This window comes from Desulfovibrio sp. SGI.102 (genome assembly GCF_050314315.1).
In the GTDB taxonomy this organism is placed as follows: Bacteria; Desulfobacterota; Desulfovibrionia; order Desulfovibrionales; family Desulfovibrionaceae; genus Desulfovibrio.
Map to the genome: position 1 here is coordinate 30,193 of NZ_JBNPNC010000018.1, position 15,187 is coordinate 45,379.

Annotated in this window: 17 protein-coding genes; 9 read left to right on the plus strand and 8 right to left on the minus strand. The window is 64.0% G+C overall.

The features are described 5' to 3' along the window. Positions 1-181 precede the first annotated feature (181 nt). The gene (gene truA, locus ACQRCJ_RS05805; protein WP_427799470.1) at positions 182-976 is read left to right on the plus strand and encodes a tRNA pseudouridine(38-40) synthase TruA; all 795 of its coding nucleotides are present in this window, start codon (positions 182-184) and stop codon (positions 974-976) included. A 398-nt stretch (positions 977-1,374) separates the two neighbouring features. On the opposite strand, the gene ACQRCJ_RS05810 is transcribed toward truA, so the two are convergent. The 6 genes from ACQRCJ_RS05810 to ACQRCJ_RS05835 all read right to left on the minus strand — a co-directional run bounded on the left by ACQRCJ_RS05810 (position 1,375) and on the right by ACQRCJ_RS05835 (position 6,440). Continuing rightward, a complete protein-coding gene (locus ACQRCJ_RS05810) occupies positions 1,375-2,313 on the minus strand; it encodes a hypothetical protein (protein ID WP_427799471.1) in 939 nt (312 codons plus the stop codon). Positions 2,314-2,351: 38 nt separating this feature from the next. Beyond that, entirely contained in the window at positions 2,352-2,990 is a 639-nt protein-coding gene (locus ACQRCJ_RS05815; RefSeq protein ID WP_168935164.1) for an HAD family hydrolase, read from the minus strand. Positions 2,991-3,169: 179 nt separating this feature from the next. Next, complete coding sequence (locus tag ACQRCJ_RS05820; RefSeq protein ID WP_297158560.1) at positions 3,170-3,775, minus strand: acyltransferase; 606 nt, start codon at positions 3,773-3,775, stop codon at positions 3,170-3,172. Continuing rightward, complete coding sequence (locus ACQRCJ_RS05825; RefSeq protein WP_204674623.1) at positions 3,776-4,546, minus strand: 3-deoxy-manno-octulosonate cytidylyltransferase; 771 nt, start codon at positions 4,544-4,546, stop codon at positions 3,776-3,778. 167 nt (positions 4,547-4,713) lie between these two features. Then, complete coding sequence (locus ACQRCJ_RS05830) at positions 4,714-5,628, minus strand: NAD-dependent epimerase/dehydratase family protein (protein ID WP_006009051.1); 915 nt, start codon at positions 5,626-5,628, stop codon at positions 4,714-4,716. Between the two features lie 23 nt (positions 5,629-5,651). Continuing rightward, on the minus strand, positions 5,652-6,440 hold the full coding sequence (locus ACQRCJ_RS05835; RefSeq protein ID WP_300706170.1) for an HpcH/HpaI aldolase family protein: 789 nt from the start codon (positions 6,438-6,440) through the stop codon (positions 5,652-5,654). A gap of 360 nt (positions 6,441-6,800) precedes the next feature. Here ACQRCJ_RS05835 and ACQRCJ_RS05840 point away from each other — a divergent pair, with 360 nt between their 5' ends. From ACQRCJ_RS05840 to ACQRCJ_RS05870, 7 genes are all read left to right on the plus strand, one after another. Further along, the gene (locus tag ACQRCJ_RS05840) at positions 6,801-7,115 is read left to right on the plus strand and encodes a hypothetical protein (RefSeq protein ID WP_321031261.1); all 315 of its coding nucleotides are present in this window, start codon (positions 6,801-6,803) and stop codon (positions 7,113-7,115) included. Between the two features lie 80 nt (positions 7,116-7,195). Continuing rightward, positions 7,196-8,218 carry an alpha-hydroxy-acid oxidizing protein gene (locus ACQRCJ_RS05845; RefSeq protein WP_006009040.1) on the plus strand — a complete coding sequence of 341 codons (1,023 nt, stop codon included), beginning with the start codon at positions 7,196-7,198 and terminating at the stop codon, positions 8,216-8,218. A gap of 129 nt (positions 8,219-8,347) precedes the next feature. Further along, entirely contained in the window at positions 8,348-9,178 is an 831-nt protein-coding gene (locus ACQRCJ_RS05850; RefSeq protein WP_303933247.1) for a nitroreductase family protein, read from the plus strand. A gap of 225 nt (positions 9,179-9,403) precedes the next feature. Next, positions 9,404-9,727 carry an ArsR/SmtB family transcription factor gene (locus ACQRCJ_RS05855; protein WP_168935170.1) on the plus strand — a complete coding sequence of 108 codons (324 nt, stop codon included), beginning with the start codon at positions 9,404-9,406 and terminating at the stop codon, positions 9,725-9,727. A gap of 65 nt (positions 9,728-9,792) precedes the next feature. Further along, positions 9,793-10,866, plus strand: coding sequence for a permease (locus ACQRCJ_RS05860; protein WP_427799472.1), 1,074 nt, complete (start codon positions 9,793-9,795; stop codon positions 10,864-10,866). A 171-nt stretch (positions 10,867-11,037) separates the two neighbouring features. Continuing rightward, positions 11,038-11,271 carry a thioredoxin family protein gene (locus tag ACQRCJ_RS05865; RefSeq protein ID WP_168935171.1) on the plus strand — a complete coding sequence of 78 codons (234 nt, stop codon included), beginning with the start codon at positions 11,038-11,040 and terminating at the stop codon, positions 11,269-11,271. Positions 11,272-11,679: 408 nt separating this feature from the next. After that, positions 11,680-12,093: a lysozyme inhibitor LprI family protein gene (locus ACQRCJ_RS05870; RefSeq protein WP_297137588.1), complete on the plus strand. Its 414-nt coding sequence runs from the start codon at positions 11,680-11,682 to the stop codon at positions 12,091-12,093. 430 nt (positions 12,094-12,523) lie between these two features. Here ACQRCJ_RS05870 and ACQRCJ_RS05875 read toward each other — a convergent pair whose 3' ends face one another. Continuing rightward, positions 12,524-13,447 (minus strand): diaminopimelate dehydrogenase, encoded by a 924-nt coding sequence (locus ACQRCJ_RS05875; protein WP_303956017.1) that lies wholly within the window; start codon positions 13,445-13,447, stop codon positions 12,524-12,526. A gap of 364 nt (positions 13,448-13,811) precedes the next feature. Continuing rightward, positions 13,812-14,144, minus strand: coding sequence for a hypothetical protein (locus ACQRCJ_RS05880; protein WP_303956016.1), 333 nt, complete (start codon positions 14,142-14,144; stop codon positions 13,812-13,814). 31 nt (positions 14,145-14,175) lie between these two features. Here ACQRCJ_RS05880 and ACQRCJ_RS05885 point away from each other — a divergent pair, with 31 nt between their 5' ends. Then, positions 14,176-14,715, plus strand: coding sequence for a helix-turn-helix domain-containing protein (locus ACQRCJ_RS05885; RefSeq protein ID WP_168936551.1), 540 nt, complete (start codon positions 14,176-14,178; stop codon positions 14,713-14,715). Positions 14,716-15,187 lie beyond the last annotated feature (472 nt).

A 15,187-nucleotide genomic window follows, 5' to 3' on the forward strand; every position in this document is an offset into this window, starting at 1 on the left:
GCCATGGCCTTCCACCTCGGCAGGGGATGGGAAAACGCCCTTCCCCGGCATCAAGCCCAAGAGTTGCGGATGCCGGTCCCTTCCCTGCGGAAAAAGACTTCCGGGCAGGCACCTGACCGTCACCAGGCCGGACTGCGGCCCCGCCGCCCTTCTTTCCTTCCACATCAACCCCAAAGCCTCCATGCCGGACATTTCTTCCACCATGCGTCTCAGGCTGTTGCTGGCCTATGACGGCAGCCGTTACTGCGGCTGGCAGATCCAGGACATCCCCACCCCGCCGCCCACCGTGCAGGCCGCCGTGGAAGCCGCCGTGGGCCGCATCGCCGGGCGACCCGTGCGCGTGTTCGGCTCCGGTCGCACCGATGCGGGCGTCCATGCCCACGGTCAGGTGGCCCATTGCGATGTGCCCCGCCGCCCCGGTCTGGACTGGCGTCACGCCCTCAATGCCCTGCTGCCTGCGGACGTGCGCGTCCTGCACTGGCAGGAGGCCGCCCACGACTTCCATGCCCGCATCAGCGCCCTGCGCAAGACCTATGTGTATGACTTCTGGCAGGAGAAAGGCTTCGTGCCGCCCCGGCTGGCGCCCTTCGTCTGGCGCAGCGGCCCCCTGGACGCCGGGGCCATGCGCGCGGCCCTGCCCTTTTTGCTGGGCAGGCATGACTTCGCCAGCTTCCAGAACGCGGGCACCGAGATGGAAAGCACGGTGCGCGAGCTCCAGGCCGCCACACTGACGGAACTGCCGCCCGTGGAGTTCATGCCGCCCTACCTGCCCTGCCTGCGCCTGACCGTCACGGCCAACGGTTTTTTGAAGCAGATGGTCCGCAACATGGCCGGACTGCTGGCCGCCTGCGGCCGCCACAAGCTGCGCCCCGACCAGATCCCCGCCATCCTTGAGGCCGCCGACCGCCGCGCCCTGCCCAGCCCCACGGCCCCGCCGCAGGGCCTGGCCCTGGCCCATGTGGAGTACCCGGACTAAGTCCTGTCTGCCTCCCTGAACATAGAAAGACCACCCGCCGGCGGGTGGTCTTTTGTTTTGTCCCGCTGATTCCCGGCAGGCAGGCGAACGCCCTGCCCTTTTCCTTTCCGGAAAAGAGCTTCCTTATTTTCCACTATCTGGAATGATATGCTGGTATCCTGAAAACGGCATCATGCCGTTCTTCATGCTCGACGGTCCCGATAGCGGGCAGCGGCCGTTCCCCGGAGACCGGCCGCCCCTTTGCCTGCCGCGTTTCCCGCAGCCTGTCTCCATCGCTCTACGCCGGTAAGGGCCGGAGCCTCCGCACCAGCAAAAAAGGACGCCCCGCAGTAGCAGAGCGTCCTTCTTCTGTAGCCATCCTCCCGGCAGGGGGATGTCCTTGGGGTCGTCGTCAGTATCTACCGGGATACGGCATCCCGCCTGTTATGGGCTTCCACGAACGCATTATAGGCTTCCTGGGCTTCCTGCAGCACCAGATTGAGCTGGCGGCGCGTCGCATTGCTGAACGCATCCTCCTGCCCCTGGGCCACGGTGCGGGGGAAGAGATCGGCCTTGTCCAGAAAAGCCTGCCAGAGACGCCGCTCTTCTTCCGTCATGCCCCGGGTGTGGCTACGGGCCACGGCCAGGGCATCTTCCATCTCCTTGCGCCAGCCCGCCACGGCCACGGTGTCGGGATTGCCCTCGCGCAGCAGGATGCCGCCCAGCAGGAAGCGGCTGAACAGGAAGCGGGCCGAGCTGATGGCTTCTTTCAGCGGATTGCCCTGAAGCAGCACGTCCTCGGCCTGGCGGCTGCGATCACGCACCAGCACCAGCAGGGCATCACGGGCCCTGGAAAACTCGGCATGCGCGTCCTGCAGGCGACGCAGCAGCTTCTTGCCCTGCGCGCCGTCGTCCACGATGCTGTCGTCCAGGGCGTACTTGCGGAACGCCGTGCCCAGCTTTTCCATGCTGGCCAGCGTCCGCCGCATGGTGGCCATCAGATCCCGCAAACGGGCGGCATCGGCCTCGCCCCACACGGATTTTTCCACAGCGGGCCTGTCGTCCAGCTCCGCAGGGCGCTGCGGCTCCTTGCCCAGCAGCCAGGTACGCATATAGTCCTCGGCCTGCCGCAGCAGATGACCGGCATGGATGCCCGCCACATCGGCCCAGCGCCAGACGGCATTACCGGCATCCAGCACCCTGGCGGCCGCGGCCGCTTCCTCTGCCGGGGCCGGAACCTCCGGCGCCTGCGGACCGGCGGCGGCCTTCGCCACCACGGCGGACGCGGTCTCCTTGTCCAGCGCCGCTTTGGGGGCGCTCTCTTCCTGACAGGCACACAGGCCGAAAGCCAGTGCCATGAGGCACACCAGCCACAGAAAACGAACGGGACGCCGCATCATTCCACATGCTCCGCGATCCAGGCATCGAGCCCGGTCAGATCAGGCCCCCAGGGGAAATCCCCGCCCCTGAGATCAGGCCCGGTGCCGTAGAACAGGGTGCCCACCTCTTCGGCGGCATTGCGGTCCGTGGAGGCGTCGCCCACCATGAGCACCTCGTCAGGCAGGACGCAGGCCTTGTCCACGATCATGGCCAGCAGCTTGGCCTTGGACGGCGGCGAGCCGTAGATGCCCGTAAAGCAGCTGTCCAGGCCGCGTTCCTTGAGGATGAAGTTCAGTTCTTCGTGCGGTGCGCCGGAGCAGACATAGAGCGGCAGTTTGCCCTGCCAGTGTTCCAGCACCCGGGCGATGCCGGGGATGAGCTCGCAGCGGCGCACTTCGTCCAGGGCGTATTCGGCAAAGCGCCTGCCCCACTCCTCGGACTCGGCGGGCGTGATCTCCCTGTCCAGGATCTCGCGGAAGAACCATTCGAATTTTTTGTAACGGCTCACGCCGCCGTGCACGGTATGGTACATGACGAAGCGGTCGCGGGCCTCCTCGCCGTAGGGCTCGGCCAGACGGGCAAAGGCGCGCGTCTTGACCGGCACGCTGTCGAGGATCACGCCGTCACAGTCGAAAACAAGACATTTCAGGGCCATGCAGACTCCTTGTTCGCGCCGCCGGGGACGACGCCGTACAGGAAGGATACGGGGACAGGCCCACGCCCCGCCGCCAAAGCGGGCGAGCCTTGCGGGCCGGAGCCGGAAGACGGCACACACCGCCTGCCGGTCAGGAAAAATACCGGGGATGCGGGGACGCCGGGCATTCCCGCCCGGGGCTACGATCGCTCCGGGCATCCGCTGCGGTCGCGGTGACCGATGGGACGTGCCGGGACACCGCCCACGATGGTGAAGGGAGCCACATCACGGGTGACCACGGCGCCCGCGCCCACCACAGCCCCCCGGCCGATATGCACGTCGGGCGTGATGACGCAGTTGGCCCCGATCCAGACATCGTCCCCGATGACGATCTCGCCCGGATGGTGCCCCTGTTGCAGGATGGGCACATCATGCCGGGAAAAACAGTGGTTGGCGGCCCGCAGCACCGTGCCGGGGCCCACGGCCACATGCCTGCCCATGACGATACGCCCGCCGTCGGCCGCCACATGGGCATAGGGCGAGATGGACACGCGGTCGCCCAGGACAAGCTCGCCGTCCCCGGCCGTGATGATGCAGCCCCGCCCCAGCCGGACGGCATCGCCCAGCCGCATGTGGCGACAGCCCACGAAGCTCAGGCCCGTGCCGAAGCGTACCGAACCGCAGCCGGCAAAGAGCCAGCGCCAGGCCAGCCAGCGCAGGGCCAGGCCCAGCGGCGTGGGTATCCAGGCGAAACAGGCTATCCAGAGCTCTTCCCAGGCAGCCCGGAGGCGGGACGGCAGATCCATCTACTTCGCGTACTCCCGCATGAGGGCATCCCCTTCCATGAGCCGCGTCACGCGGGCCAGGTCTTCAGGGGTATCCACGCTCCAGGTGCGGGCATCGGTGGGCACCATGCGGACTTTTTCCCCATGTTCGAGGATGCGCATCATGTCCACGGACTCGCAGATCTCCAGCGGGCTTTCCTCCATCTCGTTGAAGCGGATCAGGTAGTCACGGCGGAAGGGGATGATGCAGACCTGCTTGCGCATGGGCACCTTGTCGGCCCCCTTTTTGCGGGAGGGGATGGGCTCGCGCGAGAAGTAGAGGGCATCGTTGTTGCGGTCCACCACGACCTTCACCTCGTTGGGGTCCTCGAACTCTTCCAGGGTGTCCATGTCGGCCATGAGGTTGACCACATTGATGGTAGGATCCTTGAGCATGGGTTCCACAGCGGCGTCGATCATGCCGGGCAGCACCATGGGCTCGTCCCCCTGCACCATGACCACGATGTCCGCCTTCCGGCCCGTGGCCGCCTCGATCTTGAGCAGGGCCTCGGCCGTGCGGGTGGAACAGCGTACATGATGGTCGCCGGTCATGACGCACGCAAGGCCAGCCTCCTTGCAGTAATCTTCGATGACCGTGTCACAGGTGGCCACATAGGTGGCGGAAAGGCAGCGGCTCATGGCCGTGCGGAAGGCCACATGGCCCACCATGGGCACACCGTGGATCAGGGCCAGAGGTTTGCCGGGAAAGCGGCTGGAGCCCATGCGGGCGGGGATGATGGCGATGATGTTCATAACTTCTCCCTGGGCAGGGACTGCCCGGCAAGGGGATGACGGGAAGACGGGCGCGGCCCCCGGCGGACGTTTCATGACCGGGACGGGCCTGGCGCCGCATGGGAAAAGCCCGGAGCCGGGCACACGCCGGTGGCACCGGCAGGCAGGCCGCCGGAAAACGTGCGGCCTCAGTCGTCGGTGGATACCAGATAGCCGCCCTGGCTCTGCAATTCCGGGTGGATCTGGCGGTGTTCCTCTTCCATGACGCGCAGGATGCCCTGCCCCAGGTCGACGGTCAGCGGCGGCACCAGCTTGCGGCCCATCCGGGGCATGAAGGCATAGGGCGTCACCTGATAATGCCCGCTGTTGGGGTCGTTCTGGTATCTGATCTCCAGCTCCTTGCCCAGCATCTCGCCGATCATCCTGAACAGATCGGCCACGCGCATGGGCTGGTTGCCGGAGATGATGATGTTCTGGTTGGCGAACTCCGGCCCCAGGACATGGAGGGTGGCGGAGGAGGCATCATCCACGTGCACGTACTCGCGCAGGGCCGTGGGCGTCCCGTAATAGGTGATGCTGCCCGTGGTCAGGGCCTCGTGCACGAAGCGGTGGATGGCATTGCGCATGTCGGCACGGGGGCCGTACAGGGAACCGTAGCGCAGGATGGTATACGGCAGGCCGTACATGGCCTGGTAATTCTCGATGTAGATCTCGCAGGCCTGCTTGCTGCACCGGTAGAAGCCGCCGGACTTGCCGTAGACATAGAGCGAGCTGGCAAAGATGTAGCGCCCGGTACCGGCCCGGCGGCAGGCCTCCAGGACCATGACGTTGCCCACCACGTTGAGGCGGGCCGTATCCACGGGGCGCTCGTTGGCTTCGCCGATGTCGGCGATGCCCGCGTAGTTGAAGACCACCTCGGCCCCTTCCACGGCGGCCTGCACGCAGTCCTCGTCCAGGATGCTGCCCACCACCATCTTCTGGTCGTCACGCAGCCAGGGAGAAGGACGCACGTCCACGATGGTCACGTCGTGCCCGGCATCGGAGAGCTTGTCACAGATATGCGATCCCAAAAAACCGGAACCGCCGAAAACAGTCACCTTCACGGCCTTCCTCCCGATGCCCTGCCCTACGCTCCGGCGGGCCGTGCGGCCGCCTGCCAGAGGAAGACCGAATCGATGCCGTAGGCGATGAAGCGGCAGCCCGCCGCCACCTGACGGCGCAACTCATCGGGGTCGGGCTGCACCACATGCAGGCCCATGCGGGCATGATGCCGCCGGCAGGCCTCATGGATGCGGGCCATGACGGCCTTGAAATCAGGATGGTCGAACTGCCCCGTCAGGCCCATGGAGCCGGAAAGGTCATAGGGGCCCACCATGATGGCATCCAGACGCGGCTGGGAAAGGATGGCGTCCAGCTCCTCCACGGCGCGGATGTGCTCGATCTGGGCCACCAGGAAGATCCGGGGCGCCGTGTCCCGCATGTAGGCATCGAAATCCCTGCCGAAGGCATTGGCCCGGCAAAAGCCCACGCCGCGGTTCTCGCGCAGGGGCTCTCCGTCCCGGCGGCCGTCGTCGTGGCCGGGATACGTGGCCCAGCTGATGGCCTGGTCCAGCTGTTCCCGGCTCTCTATCATGGGAAAGATCAGGCCCTGTGCGCCCGCCTCCAGCGCGGCCTTGATGGCGGTCTTGGAAGCGATGGGCAAACGGGCAAAGGGCGCAGCCCCGCCGCACTGGATGGCACGGAAGATGTCGGGCAGGCCGGTGCGGCCGAAGGAACCGTGCTCCATGTCCACCGCCACCCAGTCATAGCCGGCACGGGCCATCAGCTCCGCCACATCGGCGGAAGGCAGCTGCAGCCAGGTGCCGATGGTGGGTTCATCCTTTGCCAGTTTGGCGCGAATATCATGAATATCCATAGGAAACGGCTTGCCGCCGCCGGGCTTGGGTTATGCCGAAAGGCCCGGTCAGCATAGCGCGAGGCAGCACGGGGCGCAAGCAGGCCCCGAAGAAGGGAACGGCAGACGGATGGCATAAAAAAACCCGCCCGGAACCGGGCGGGGGAGCGCCGGGCCATGAGGAGGAAGGGCCACGGCTGCGTGGTGCGCTCTAGAAGTATGCGTCGCCAGAGGTGAAAAATGCGGCACGGAGTCTGGCGGGCCGTGCCGCACTGGAGAAAATACTGTTTGACCAAACAAACAGCCACGCACGAAACGAGATTACGCAGAGCCTGCTCTGCCGTCAAGTGTTTGCTCCAAAATTCACGAAGATTTTTCTCCATGGATCTTGGAATGGGGCCATCCGTTGGGCTGGTTATTTTTTATGAAATTTTTTATGAAAAATCCATCTTTTTTTTGAGGAAAAAACAAATTCAAAAATGGCAATGCAATACGCTGGATTTGCATATTTTTTTGCCAAAATTCCCCGAATTTCCTGCAGGGGCCCCGAATTTATTTTTTCGCCAAACTTTTGTTGCTGTCGCAACTAGCACGGAAAATGGCCGCTGTACAGGAAAATATGACAGGCCCCGCCATCATGTTATTTTTTTCACAACATATGTCATCCTCCAACGGATGACAAGTCCCCTGCCCTGACCTATACTGCCCATGCTGCGCTCCGTATCCGGGAGCGCCTGCTCCGAACACAACCATTCCTGTCATAAAGGAGTCATCCCATGAAAGAGATCAGAGCTGCCGCGCGCGAGCGCATGAAGGGTCACTGCCGCGTCTGCCCCGTTTGCGATGGCAAGGCCTGCTCCGGTGAAGTGCCCGGCATGGGCGGCCTGGGCACCGGTGCCAGCTTCCGCAACAACCGCGAAGCCCTCAATGCCTGCAAACTCAACATGACGGCCCTGCACGACGCCCGCGAGCCCCGCACCAACTGCACCATCCTGGGCATCGACCTGAGCTTCCCCGTCATGGCGGCCCCCATCGGCGGCGTCTCTTTCAACATGAGCGATGCCATGAGCGAAGACGACTACATCTTCGCCATCCTGGAAGGCAGCCGCGCCGCCGGTGTCATCGGCTGTACCGGTGACGGCGTGCCGCCCTTCATCATCGACGCCGCCGTCAAGGCCCTGAAGGCCTGCAACGGCCACGGCATCCCCTTCATCAAGCCCTGGGAAGGCAAGGAACTGTTCGAAAAGATCGACCGCGTGCTGGCCGACGGCAGCCCCATCCTGGGCGTGGACGTGGACGCCGCCGGTCTCATCACCCTGCGCAAGATGGGCCGCCCGGTCATGCCCATGTCCGTGACGGAACTGGAGACCGTGGTGCGCTATGTGCATGACATGGGCCGCAAGTTCATCGTCAAGGGCATCATGACCCCCGACGACGCCCATCGCGCCATCGACGCCGGCTGCGACGCCATCGTGGTCTCCAACCACGGCGGCCGCGTGCTGGACCACTGCCCCGGCACCGCCACCGTGCTGCCCGCCATCGCCGATGCCGTGCGCGGCAAGATCACCATCCTGGCCGACGGCGCCGTGCGTGACGGCGTGGACGTGCTCAAGATGCTGGCCCTGGGCGCCGACGCCGTGCTGGTGGGCCGCCCGCTCTGCATCGCGGCCATCGGCGGCGGTGTGGAAGGCGTGACCAAGTACTGGCAGCAGATGCAGGGCCAGCTGGTGCAGGCCATGCTGCTCACCGGCTGCGCTTCCCTGGCCGACGTGCGCGAGCACATCATCTATCGCGGCTAGTTTTTCCGGCGAACCTGCGGGGAGGGGCGGCAGCCCCTCCCTTCTTTCTTTTGCCCCGGCGGGCCCCGGCACCGGCGGCCTCCCCTGCCTGCCCCTGCGGCAGGTTCTTTTTTTTCAAAGGACATCATCATGCAGTTTTCCGTGGATACCGACCGCTGTGTCTCCTGCGGCCTGTGCCTTTCCGACTGTCTGCCCCGCGCGCTGGGCATGGACGAGGAAGGCCACCCCTACATCAAGGACGAACGCCTGTGCATGCACTGCCACCACTGCCTGGCCCTCTGCCCCACGGGCGCCATCAGCGTGGACGGGCACAATCCTGACGCCTCCCGTCGCATCCTCAATGCCTGGCCCCAGCCCGAACAGCTGGAGAACCTCATCAAGGGCCGCCGCTCCGTGCGCCAGTACCGGCCGGAAAACGTGGACCCGGCCCTGCTGCAGCAGGTGCTGGACGTGAGCGCCCACGCCCCCACCGGCGTCAATGCCCGCAAGCTCTGGGTGGGCGTCATGGACGACATGGACCGTATGCAGGCCTTCCGTGAGGACGTCTATGCCCGCCTGGCGGACAAGGCCCTTCACAATGCCCTGCCCCAGTGCCGCCGCACGGCTTTCTTCGCCGCGGCACCGCGCCTGTGGAAGGAACAGGGCATCGACGGCATCTTCCGCGGCGCGCCCCACTTCGTGCTGGCGGGCAATGCCAAGGACGCTCCCTGCCAGGAGCAGGATCCGCTCATCTATCTTTCGTACATGGAGCTCTACGCCCAGAGCCTGGGGCTGGGCACCACCTGGTGCGGCCTGCTCTACTGGTGTCTGCAGCTCATGCTGCCCGAACTCCTGCCCGAACTGGGCCTGCCCGAGACCCACAGCTTCCAGTACGCCATGCTGCTGGGCGAGCCTGCCATCCGCTATGCGCGTACGGTGGAATACGGTCCGGCCACGGTGCACCGCATCCAGTGGAAGTAACGCTTTTTTCATCCCGCCGGGGCGGAGGGGGATGCCTCTCCGCCCGGTGATGACGGACGGCGGCATGCGGGCCTTCCCGCATGGCCGCCTTTTTTTGCCGCCTTGCCGCCGGTCTGTCGGCGCCGGGCCCCCCGGCGGCGTTGACCTGGGCACGGCTTTCCTGCACCATCTTGACAGGAAGGCCTTTCAGGAATATTTTGCCAAATGATCAAATAAAGGGACAACATGCAGCACAACAAGGAATTCATCGAGGCACAGGCCCGGATCTTCAAAGCCCTGGGCCATCCCAGCCGTCTGCTGATGGTCGATGCCCTGCGCGACGGTGAAAAATGCGTCTGTGACCTGCAGGCCCTGGTGGGGGACGACATGTCCACCATCTCCAAGCATCTGGCTGTCCTGCGTGATGCCGGTGTGGTCACCCGGCGCAAGCAGGGCGTGAACATCTATTACAGCCTTGCCCTCTGCTGCCTGGACCAGTTCCTGGCCTGTACCGGCCAGCTGCTGGAAAAGCGCATCCTGAGCCAGATGGACATGCTGCGGAACAAATAGGCAGGCCCGCTGCGGCGGGATTTTTTTACCCTCAAATTTGGCAATTTTGCCAATAAGGAGTATTTATGGACAAGAGCCCTTCCTCACCGCGTCCTTTTTCCGCCCCGCGTTACGCCCTGACCCTGCTGGCCGTGCTGCTGGCCTGGACGGGCCTGTACGTATCCATCCAGCCGCTGGCCACCTGGCTGACCTTCGACCTGCTCTCCCTGACGCCCGGCGGGGCCCCGGGCCTGGCTCTGGAATTCTTCCTCTATGACAGCGCCAAGATCCTGCTCCTGCTGGTGCTGATGGTCTATTGCATCGGCTGGCTGCGGGCCGGGCTGCATGTGGAGCGGGTACGCGACTATCTTTCCGGCAAGGGCCGGGGCATCGGCTATCTGCTGGGGGCCACGTTCGGCGCCATCACGCCCTTCTGTTCCTGCTCCAGCATCCCGCTCTTCCTGGGCTTCACCATGGCCCGCATCCCGCTGGGCATCACCATGGCCTTCCTCATCACCTCGCCGCTCATCAACGAGATCGCCGTGGTCCTGCTCTGGGGCCTGCTGGGCTGGAAGTTCACCGTGGTCTATGTGGTCGTCGGCATGGCGGCCGGTATGCTGGGCGGCTGGCTGCTGGATCTGCTCCGCGCCGAACGCTGGTTGCAGCCCTTCCTGCGCGGCATGCTGGGGGTCTCCGGCCAGGCGGCGCGGGATGAACGCAACACCCGTCTGGGGCTGGAAGAGCGGCACCGTTTCGCCTGGGACGAGATGACCGGCATCTTCCGCCGCGTCTGGCGCTGGGTCATCATCGGTGTGGGTCTGGGGGCGCTCCTGAACGGCTTCGTGCCGCAGGACTGGTTCGCCGCCCATCTGGGCCAGGGGCAGTGGTGGTCCGTCCCGGTGGCCGTCCTGGTGGGCATCCCCCTGTACAGCAATGTCACGGGCGTGGTGCCCATCATGGAGAGCCTGCTGCTCAAGGGCCTGCCCGTGGGCACCACCCTGGCCTTCTGCATGAGCACGGTGGCCGCCAGCCTGCCCGAGATGCTCATGCTCAAGCAGGTCATGCGCTGGCAGCTGCTGGCCCTTTTCCTGGGCCTGTTGCTGGTCATCTTCACCCTGGTGGGCTGGCTGTTCAACAGCCTGCAGCTCACGCTGTTCTAGCATAAAGCGGGCCCGTGCCTCATGCCGCACGGGCCTTTGCTCCGGTCTCACAACGGTCACGGCAGGGGCAAAGCAGGGGGCGTACACGTCCTCCCCGCATCGTGGCGGAGGGCGGCCCCCCCATCCCGCCCTGCCGCTTCCTCTCAATATCCTGCCAAAGGAGGCAGCATCATGATCATCAAAGTCCTTGGTCCCGGTTGCTCCAAATGTGCCGAAGCGTACGAGATCGTCAGCAAGGCGGTGGCCGCTTCCGGCAGCGACGCCACGGTGGAAAAAATCACCGACCTGCGGGAGATCATGGCCCTGGGCGTGCTGGCCACCCCTGCGGTGGTCATCGATGGCGGCATCATGTGCACGGGGCGCGTCCCCAGTGCGGAAGAAGTTCGGGGCTGGCTCGGCGCCTAGCCTTTCGGCGGTCACGCCATACCACGGGAAATGACGGTCGCGCAGTACTGGCGATGTCTGGTCTGCGCGACCTGTGCTGCAACCATGCCAAGATACCGAGCCGTGTGGCGGACGCCCTTCCTGCCTTCAACCTGAGCCCATGCCCGGCCTGCCTCTCTCTCCGCCCCCCGGACAGATCTCCGTCCTCACGTCTGGGGCCGGCAGTCACAAAAAGAGGACTTTCTTTCCCGCTCCCCGCCTTGTGGAGCGCGCACGTCCCCTGGCCCGCCCCGGCCATACCTCCCTTTCCTCCGTGACCATAGCCCCCTCGCTTCCATTCTCCCGGGCAGGGACAGCCAATGCCGCAGGAGCGTTGCTCCGGCCGGAAAAGCCGTCTATGCTGGCGGCAAACATCATGGGAGGTCATCCATGCCGAAACTGCGTCTTCTGCTTTGCTGTCTGGCCCTGCTCTTTCTGGCGGCCCCGGCCATGGCCGAAGAAGATGAGCTGGCCCCGGGCTTCGATCGCTGCATGGAACAGAGCGGCGGCGTCACCACAGAGATGCTGAATTGTCTGCAGCAGGCCTACGAGTACTGGGACGCCCGGCTCAATACCAATTACAAAAAGGCCCGGCAGGCCTGCAAAAGCTCCAGTGATCCCAAGGCCTGCTCGGACAAGCTGCTCAAAGGCCAGCGGGCCTGGGTCCAGTACAAGGAAGTTTTCACCGATCTGGTGCAGCTGCCCAACGAAGGCGGCAGTATGGCCCGTCTGAATTCCATGAGCTTTTTGACCGGAGAGACCCGCAAACAAGCCCTGCTGCTGGGACAGATCGCCGGAGAATAGGCAGCTTCCGGGCCGTGAGGTCTGGAAAAATGCGTGTCTGTCCTGCCCAAGACCGGCACCGCCTGCGTCATAATCATGCCCTTGGAAGTCCGCTCCCGGCCCGATCCGGGCTGTCAGCGAACCCCTTGGGGATGCGATCCGCTCCCGGCCTCGCCGGACCCTTCCGCAACCCTACCGTCCTCTCCTGTGCCTTTTCCCAGGGCCTCTGCCTGCGCGGAGGTCTTTTTCATATCTCCAGCTTAGGGACTCTTTCCTCCTGACTCTGCTGTGCCCCCGCTCTGTTTTCTTCCCTCCCCGCAGCAAGGATCGTCGGCAATCCGAAGAGCTTCTGCTGCCTCCGGTGCCATGCGGCATCGCCTTGCCTGAAACAAAAAAATCCCCTGCCGCTCAAAAGCGACAGGGGACAAAGAGTCGAACCGCTTATGGCCCGTTAGACCATGCGAGAGATGATGTCCATGCGTTCACCGCGCAGCATGGCGATGGGCGGCACTTCGATGAGCGTATGGCAGCCGGCCTGCAGGCGGGTCGTGGCGCGAGCGCAGGAGACCAGCACCTGAGCGGTCAGGGCCGGGTTGTTGATGCGCATGTCGAACTTGAGGATCTGGTTGTCGGTCATGCCGGAGGCACCGGTGCGCTCCATGAGCACGCCGTGGGACTGGTCGGCCACGAAAACCAGTTCTTCGCGGTCACGGCACTGGCGCACGTCCAGCGGATCGTGGGCGAAGTAATCGTCGGCCTTGATGCGGGCCGTCACGTCAGCCAGATTTTCACCTTCTTCCAGCACCACATAGACCAGGCGCGAATGGCGACCGCCACCCACGGGGATGGTGATGGACACGGCATCGGCCACGCCCTTGATGGCGCGGGCAGCCACGGAATGCCCCATGGAACGGCCACGGCCGAAGTTGGTGAAGGTGGTGCCGCGGGGCACCATGGCTTCGAACAGGGCGCGCAGCACGGAGTCCGTGCCGGGGTCCCAGCCGGCGGCCGTGATGCTGACGCTGTTACCGGCCTTGGCGGCGGCATCCAGACGGGCCACGGTGGCGGGGATCTCGGTGTGGATGTCGAAGCTGTCCACACAATTGTAACCCTGCTTCAGAAAAGCTTCCGCCGTTTCCGGGATGCTGCGCGAAGGCCCGCACAGGGCGATGACGTCGGGGCGGCCCTGGGCAGCTTCCAGGCTGGCCAGATCGGCAAATTCGGGCAGGCCACGCAGGGCATGGCTCTGCGTGCCCAGAGATTCGGCACGGCGGATCACGCCGAGGCACTGGCAATCAGGGGCGGCAAGGGCCGCTTCCACCACACGGGTACCGATATTGCCGAGACTGTGGACGGCGAGAGTAAACTTTTTCATATGCATTCCTTTGGCAAAAAACCGGGAGCGGCCTCCTGGCCACTCGCAAGACATTCCTGACTTGGTCAGTAGGCCATTTTTTTAGATGTAAGTGCCGCCCGTCGTCAAGGGCATGCTGTCTCCCCGCTCTACAGGCAAAAAGAAAACATCCGGCTCCCGAATGCCGCGAACCCCAGGCGCTTCTTTTGCCGATCCCCCTCTTTCCGCAAAGGCGGAAAACTCACCTCGCACATCGCGCAATATCTATTTCAACCTCCCGCAACCCTTGATTTTTCGAAAAGCAACCCAAAGTTGCCCGATTGCAACCGATAATGGGTTGCCTGCTGCGAGCAAGTATGATTAGGTAAAAATTCCCATTTGGGAATCAACCGACAGCACCGCTGTCCAACGCATCGAGGTATGTATAAAAAAACTTTGGATCCTGCTGGCCTGCGCCCTGCTTCTGTCCACCACCTCCCTCGCGTCGGCTGCCTGCTCTCCTGAGGAAGCTCAGAAGAAAGCCAACGAATTCGCTGCCGCCGTCCAGAAAAAATCCCAGGCTGACCCCCAGGGCTACGCCAAGATCATGCAGGAACTGCAGCCCCAACTGCTGAAACTCCAGCAAGAACAGAATCTGGAAAATATGTGCAAGTTCTATGATGATGCGCTGGAAAAGCTGAAGTAAATCTTGCCTGCCGAAGAGGTGGCCTTGCGCCACCTCTTTTTTTCTCCTCTCCGCAATCTTTCCTATGAAAAACGCACGGATCCGACTTGGGCAGGAGATCCTGCGCCGACGCAAAGCCATGGGCATGACGCAGGAAGAACTGGCCTCCCGCATGGGTGTTTCGCGCCAGTCCGTTGCCAAATGGGAAACAGGCCTGTCGTCCCCGGACATCGACCGGCTTGCCCTGCTGCGGGACGTGCTGCAGACGAGTCTTGATGAACTCATCGCTCCCGCAGGCCGGGAGCTCATTCCGGAACCTGTCCCTCCTGCGGAAGACAGCGTACGCCCGGAACCAGCCGGGCCCGTGCGCAACCTCCGGCTCCTTCCCCTGATCCTGGGCACGCTGCCGTTCTGCTGCGGCCTGGGCGGGTTGGCGGCCCTGTGGGTACTCTCCCGCTTGCATCCTGTCCGTCTCGTGGACTGGGATGGCTCCTTGCATACAGGCCTGGAAGGCTATCTTATGGCGACCGGCCTCTGGCCTGTCCTGCTGCTGGCCTGCATCCTGCTTGGCTGCGGCAGCCTTACGCTGCTTTATCTGTGGGGCACGCGCAGAAAAAACAGCTGACCCCGGCAGCGCTGTGCCAGCAGGGCTGTGCCTGTCCGTCATCCTGTGCGACGATGGCAACACACTGTGATGCATGCTCTCTGGTAGCGTCTTGAATGAAGGCTCCGCGAACCGCATGCCCCTGCACTCCCCCATGAGCAGAACCATCTGAAACGACAACGGTACGCCGATCTCCCAGCTGCACTCCCCAAAACACATGACAGATCTGCGAGGCGTACAGCCCCTAAAAAAGGGCAGGGAATCCTCAGCACAGGCGCCCAGCGCTCACGGCTCACATAGCGGAAAGTCTGCACCAGTTGGCAAGGCTGCCTCGGGATAGCCTCTGCCTCGCCCCAGCTATTCCTTTTCGCTCCTTTCCGCCAACGCCTTCTGCCCTCAAAAGGCACAGATTTCCATGCTGCCCGGGTACAGAGCTTCGGAGCTGGAAGCCGCCTGCTCTTCTTCACAGGCTCTTCCATCCTCGCACAGACCC

Bases quoted from the DNA above. Each gene is read 5' to 3' on its own strand.
- truA (WP_427799470.1), top strand. From the start codon at position 182: ATGCCGGACATTTCTTCCACCATGCGTCTCAGGCTGTTGCTGGCCTAT.
- ACQRCJ_RS05810 (WP_427799471.1), bottom strand. From the start codon at position 2,313: ATGGCACTGGCTTTCGGCCTGTGTGCCTGTCAGGAAGAGAGCGCCCCC.
- ACQRCJ_RS05815 (WP_168935164.1), bottom strand. From the start codon at position 2,990: ATGGCCCTGAAATGTCTTGTTTTCGACTGTGACGGCGTGATCCTCGAC.
- ACQRCJ_RS05820 (WP_297158560.1), bottom strand. From the start codon at position 3,775: ATGGATCTGCCGTCCCGCCTCCGGGCTGCCTGGGAAGAGCTCTGGATA.
- ACQRCJ_RS05825 (WP_204674623.1), bottom strand. From the start codon at position 4,546: ATGAACATCATCGCCATCATCCCCGCCCGCATGGGCTCCAGCCGCTTT.
- ACQRCJ_RS05835 (WP_300706170.1), bottom strand. From the start codon at position 6,440: ATGGATATTCATGATATTCGCGCCAAACTGGCAAAGGATGAACCCACC.
- ACQRCJ_RS05840 (WP_321031261.1), top strand. From the start codon at position 6,801: ATGGATCTTGGAATGGGGCCATCCGTTGGGCTGGTTATTTTTTATGAA.
- ACQRCJ_RS05845 (WP_006009040.1), top strand. From the start codon at position 7,196: ATGAAAGAGATCAGAGCTGCCGCGCGCGAGCGCATGAAGGGTCACTGC.
- ACQRCJ_RS05850 (WP_303933247.1), top strand. From the start codon at position 8,348: ATGCAGTTTTCCGTGGATACCGACCGCTGTGTCTCCTGCGGCCTGTGC.
- ACQRCJ_RS05855 (WP_168935170.1), top strand. From the start codon at position 9,404: ATGCAGCACAACAAGGAATTCATCGAGGCACAGGCCCGGATCTTCAAA.
- ACQRCJ_RS05860 (WP_427799472.1), top strand. From the start codon at position 9,793: ATGGACAAGAGCCCTTCCTCACCGCGTCCTTTTTCCGCCCCGCGTTAC.
- ACQRCJ_RS05865 (WP_168935171.1), top strand. From the start codon at position 11,038: ATGATCATCAAAGTCCTTGGTCCCGGTTGCTCCAAATGTGCCGAAGCG.
- ACQRCJ_RS05870 (WP_297137588.1), top strand. From the start codon at position 11,680: ATGCCGAAACTGCGTCTTCTGCTTTGCTGTCTGGCCCTGCTCTTTCTG.
- ACQRCJ_RS05875 (WP_303956017.1), bottom strand. From the start codon at position 13,447: ATGAAAAAGTTTACTCTCGCCGTCCACAGTCTCGGCAATATCGGTACC.
- ACQRCJ_RS05885 (WP_168936551.1), top strand. From the start codon at position 14,176: ATGAAAAACGCACGGATCCGACTTGGGCAGGAGATCCTGCGCCGACGC.